The sequence below is a fragment of the uncultured Fretibacterium sp. genome, assembly GCF_963544685.1.
Lineage (GTDB): Bacteria > Synergistota > Synergistia > Synergistales > Aminobacteriaceae > CAJPSE01.
In genome coordinates this window covers 1-4,370 of record NZ_CAUUGJ010000153.1, presented here as the reverse complement: position 1 = coordinate 4,370, position 4,370 = coordinate 1, and the positions used below count along the sequence as shown (strand labels likewise).

At 66.9% G+C, this 4,370-nt stretch carries 7 protein-coding genes; 4 read left to right on the top strand and 3 right to left on the bottom strand.

Annotation, left to right across the window (positions count from 1 at the left end; all coding sequences use genetic code 11):
• A partial coding sequence (locus tag ABLA28_RS10675; protein ID WP_347713650.1) for a hypothetical protein occupies positions 1-579 on the top strand: 579 nt, incomplete at its 5' end.
• Positions 580-636: 57 nt separating this feature from the next.
• On the opposite strand, the gene ABLA28_RS10670 is transcribed toward ABLA28_RS10675, so the two are convergent.
• Together ABLA28_RS10670 and ABLA28_RS10665 are read right to left on the bottom strand one after the other, a co-directional pair.
• Positions 637-834, bottom strand: coding sequence for a heavy metal-associated domain-containing protein (locus ABLA28_RS10670; RefSeq protein WP_314718295.1), 198 nt, complete (start codon positions 832-834; stop codon positions 637-639).
• Between the two features lie 64 nt (positions 835-898).
• Positions 899-1,822, bottom strand: a complete 924-nt coding sequence (locus tag ABLA28_RS10665; protein ID WP_347713649.1) for a peptidyl-prolyl cis-trans isomerase — start codon at positions 1,820-1,822, stop codon at positions 899-901.
• A gap of 227 nt (positions 1,823-2,049) precedes the next feature.
• On the opposite strand from ABLA28_RS10665, the gene ABLA28_RS10660 reads away from it, so the two are divergent.
• From ABLA28_RS10660 to ABLA28_RS10650, 3 genes are read left to right on the top strand one after another with little or no spacing between them, the layout of a single operon-like run.
• Positions 2,050-2,325, top strand: coding sequence for a hypothetical protein (locus ABLA28_RS10660; protein ID WP_299298230.1), 276 nt, complete (start codon positions 2,050-2,052; stop codon positions 2,323-2,325).
• 19 nt (positions 2,326-2,344) lie between these two features.
• The gene (gene mrtS / locus ABLA28_RS10655; RefSeq protein ID WP_347713648.1) at positions 2,345-2,896 is read left to right on the top strand and encodes a Synerg-CTERM system glutamic-type intramembrane protease MrtS; all 552 of its coding nucleotides are present in this window, start codon (positions 2,345-2,347) and stop codon (positions 2,894-2,896) included.
• A gap of 26 nt (positions 2,897-2,922) precedes the next feature.
• Positions 2,923-4,005, top strand: coding sequence for a hypothetical protein (locus tag ABLA28_RS10650; RefSeq protein ID WP_347713647.1), 1,083 nt, complete (start codon positions 2,923-2,925; stop codon positions 4,003-4,005).
• An 88-nt stretch (positions 4,006-4,093) separates the two neighbouring features.
• Here the strand turns inward: ABLA28_RS10650 and ABLA28_RS10645 are convergent.
• A partial coding sequence (locus tag ABLA28_RS10645; protein WP_347713646.1) for a M3 family metallopeptidase occupies positions 4,094-4,370 on the bottom strand: 277 nt, incomplete at its 5' end.

Here is a 4,370-nt window from a genome sequence, read left to right as displayed (position 1 = left end):
GATGTAGCTCCGTCTCGTGGGCTCGGAGATGTGTATAAGAGACAGCTCCCTTTCCTCGATCCGGCCTTCCCCGTTCCGGCGCCGACGGATACCCTGGCGCCGCCTCACAGCACCGGCACGGACACGGACCGAAAACCCGTTTCTTTCCCCGCCGCCCAAAACGCGGCAGGCCCCGCAGCCGGCAATCGTGCCCACGGGTCCGGCAGGCCCCGCAGCGCGCCCGTCCGCGAAAGCGCGCCGGCCGACCTCTCGGCCTACAGGCCCCAGGCCCGCAGCGACCGGGGCGAGAGCTGTCTGCCACGCGACAAAAGCCTTTCTGCGAAGCAGCTCAAGGAGAGACTCGGGGCGGGTACGGCCTCCGACGATGACGGAAAGGGCTTTCTCGGCGACCTCGTGCGCGGCACCCGGCGGGTGCTGAAGTCCTTCGACGACGCCACGCTCGACGCCTCCCGGCGCGCCCTCGGCAGCATCGCCCGGCCCGACGAGGCCAAGATCCGCCCCTACGGGGACGGAGCCCGGCTTCACATCGGCATCCCCGCGGACACCGTGAACCTCGGGCGCAAGAGGCAAAAAAAATAGCGTCCCTCCCCGAAGGGAGGGACGTCATTCTTCAGCACTGGAATGGCCGGGGGGTTATCAGTCCTTCGGCACGGCGGGATACCCCGCCTCCGAGAGCGCCGCCGCGGCCGCCGCAGCTTGGGACTCCTCGACGCGTACTTCCTTGCTCTCCAAGACGACCTCGTAGCCCGTCACGCCGGCGGCGTCCAGAGCCTTTTTGATGCGTCCGACGCAATGCTGACAAGCCATATCCGCAACCGCAAACGTCCTCTTCAAGGGACCCACCTCCCGACTTCGATACGACACCCGCGGCAACGCGAACCGCGCGCCGAAAACCCGCTTACTTCTTGTCCTCCGACGTTGTGTCCTCCGATGCAGTCTCCTCGGGGACCAGCATCTCCACCTTATAGGTCTTCTTCAGGCCCTCGACCGCATTCTTGAAGGCCTCGCCCTTCTTCTCGTTGGTCAGGTACTGGACCAGCTGCGGCTTCACCGTGTCGAACGGCTCGACGGACGAGGGCGTCCGGCCCTCCAGCCTGATGATGTGCCAGCCGAACTGGGTCTTGACGGGCTCGGAGAGGTCGCCGGGGTTCTTGAGCGCGAAGGCCGCGGCCTCGAACTCGGGGACCATCTGCCCCTTGGAGACCTCGCCCAAGTCGCCGCCCTGCGCGGCGGAAGGGCAGAGCGAACGGCTCTTCGCCACCTCATCGAAGGAGACGCCCGCCTTCAGGTCCGCCTGGATCTTCGCGATGGCGTCGGCACTCGTCACGTCGTCGCTGATCAGGACATGCCGGACATGCACCCGCTCGGGCTGCGTAAACTGGTCGGGATGCTCGTCGTAGAACTTCTTGGCCTCTTCGTCGGAGGCGGTCACGTCCTTCAAGGAAGCGTCGATCGCCGCGCGCGCCAGGGACTGGTTCCGGAAGGTCTCCACCGCCGTCTTGAACTCCGGCGTCTGATCCAGCTTCTCCTCCGCCCCCTTGAGGGCGAAGAGGTGCATGGAGACGAGCTCGTCCAGCACGGCCCTGCGGCCCTGCGGGTTGTCGTACATCATGGCGCCCTGGGGGCCCATCATCCGAATGACCTGGTCGATATCCTTCTCCCGGATCTCCCGGTCCGCGACCTTCGCAAGGACCTTCTCCGGGTCGGCCTTCGGAGCGTCCTTCGTCTCCGGCTGCTTCTGCGCGGCCCACGCCAGCCCCGCCCCCATCAGAACCACCAAAGCCAATCCCAGCGCCGACTTCTTCGCGAAAAATCCCTTCACGTCCTCTTCCTCCTCGAGTGTTTTCTGCTTGCCGCCTCATTCTCCGGTTTTCACGGGGACATGAGCCTTATCGTTCATACGACATGGCATTGTAACATAAGCCCAACCCATGGGAACGGGGTAAAAGTGCGTATCTCCCCATCGGCCCCGCTGCGTTCGCCCATTTCGCGGGGCGTGAGCTATAATGCGTGTGGGAATTTTCGTAAATCTGGACGGGAGGATGGACCATGCGTCTGATCGATACACGGGCAGTTCTGGGGCTGTCGCTCTGGATCCTGGGGTTCGCCCTCATGACCGCGGGCTGGCTGGTCGACGTGCTCTTCGAGCACCTCGGCGCCATTCCCGCCAAGGTTCTCTACAAGACGGGAGCCGTCATCGTGGCCGCCCCGGTCATCTATTTCCTCTGGAAGCTATCCCGGACCCTCTATGTCCATCGCATCGACGTCATTCTCTTCATCAACGATGCCTGGAGGCTCTTCGGGGGGCTCTCCAAGGCCCTTTAGGGGCGCGGCGGAGACCAGCTTGTCGAGCGCATCCCTCCTCGCCGCCTTGGCCGGGCTGGCCATCGGCTTCCTCATGCTCTACCTCCCCTACTGGTGGTGCCGCAGGAGGGGCGAACGCGAGGAGGACTGGGGCCTGATCTGGTTCATGGGGCCGGGCGCATGGCGGGACACCCTCCTGGCCCTCGTCCTGACCCTGGCGCCCCTGACCCTCGTCTCCCTGAACTGGCCGCAGGAATGGGGCGGCCCCGGACCTCGGCACCCCTCTCTCCTCGGGGCGCTGAACCTGCTGGGGGGCGGTGTGGCCGCGGCATTCATCGAGGAGACCTTCTTCCGGGGCTGGCTTCAGACCCTCGCCGTACGCCGATGGGGGCCATGGCGCGGAATCCCCCTGACGACGCTGCTCTTCGCCCTGTCCCACCTCGTGGTGATGCCGGCCTGGCTGAGGCTGGCGACCTTCTTCCCCGGGCTCGTCATGGGGGTGCTGCGCCACCGCAACGGCTCCGTGCTGCCCGCCATCGTCTACCACGCGCTCTGCAACGTCTGGGCCGTCTGGTGGGCTCCCCTGCCCTGAATGGATACGACAAGGAGGTTTTTATGATGATCTGGGAGAAAATAAAAAGTGGCCTTTGCGTTTTCCTCGCGCTCCTGTGCGCCCTGTCGGCGCCCCTTTCGGCGGAGGCCGACAGGGGCGCGCTGGAGCTGCGCATCCCCTGCCGCGTCGGTGAAAGCGCCTGCGCCGTCATGCCGGACGGCTCGACGGTCCCCCTCGGGACGGTGCGCAGGCTGCCGGTCAAGACGAACTGGCCGGCCTACACGGCCAGCAAATGGGGAACGCCGAGTACGGTCTGTGCCTCGGCCGTCAATGCCGTGCACATGCTGGTGGACGTCGAGAAGGGCCGCGGCCGCATCGTCAGCGTCGTCCCCGCGGTGACGGTCGCGCCGGCGGCGGCGGACGGCGCGTTCTTCGCACTCGACCTCCCCGCAGGGACCGGGTTCTTCGGAGGCTTCGCCCCCGTCACGGGGTCCCCCGTCCGGATCGAGGCCCCGGACGGGACGCGGCGTCCCCTGGACGGGGCGCCGCGGGAGGGGGAGACCCTGGTAATCGAAACCTCTCTGCCGGACCGTCCCGGGACCTGGATGGCGGACATCGAGAACCGACCCGGCGGGCGCGTGATCGCGTGGACGAAGGACGGGCCCCGCACGGCGGCCCGCGTCGTCCGTCCCGTCGGCGGAGTGGGACGCTTCGGCGGGACCGAGTTCCAGAGGATCGGGCGAATCCGCGCCTCGCATACGGGGGTCATCGACATCGCGACCTCCCCGCGCGGTTCGGTGGGCGGCATTCAGATCATGCCGCTCGTCCACGCCCTGACGTCGAACGAGATGGCGAGCGCATGGAAGCTGACCCAGTGGATGATCCTGGCCCCGCTGCCCGGCCGGCCGATGCTGGAGGGAACCGCCCCCCTGTTCAAGGGGACGATCGTCCCCGGGACGCAGGGGGACGATCGACTGGCCGACATCTGGAGCACCTACGGCCGGCGGCCCCTGGTCCTCTGCCGCCGCAGCGGCGGCCCCTGGGAACACCTGCCCTCCGTCTCCGGACGTCAGGACGACGCCCTGAAGGACGTGACGCACCTGCGCCTCTATTTCCCCTTCTGGGACGAGCCTCAGGGGAAACACTGATCGGAGATCGGATCGATACGGCAGGCCCCGCTTCCACGCGGGGGCTGTAAAAACCTGCAAGGCATCGTGTCCCGGACGGCAGAAACCGTCACGGCCTCCACAGCGCCTCCCCCTCGTCCAGCCGCGCCTCGAAAAGGCGCAGGGTGCGCTCGAAGGGCTCGGCCCCCGTCAGGTCCACCCCGGCCCGCCTCAGAATGTTCAGGGAGTGGTCGCTGCCGCCGCTCTTCAGGAAGGTCAGGTAGCGCTCCCGCGCTCCGTCCGCCCCGGTCAGGATGGCGTCCGCAAACGCCCCCGCGGCCGTGAAGCCCGTCACGTACTTGTAGACGTAAAAGGCCGAGTAGAAATGGGGAATGCGGGCCCATTCC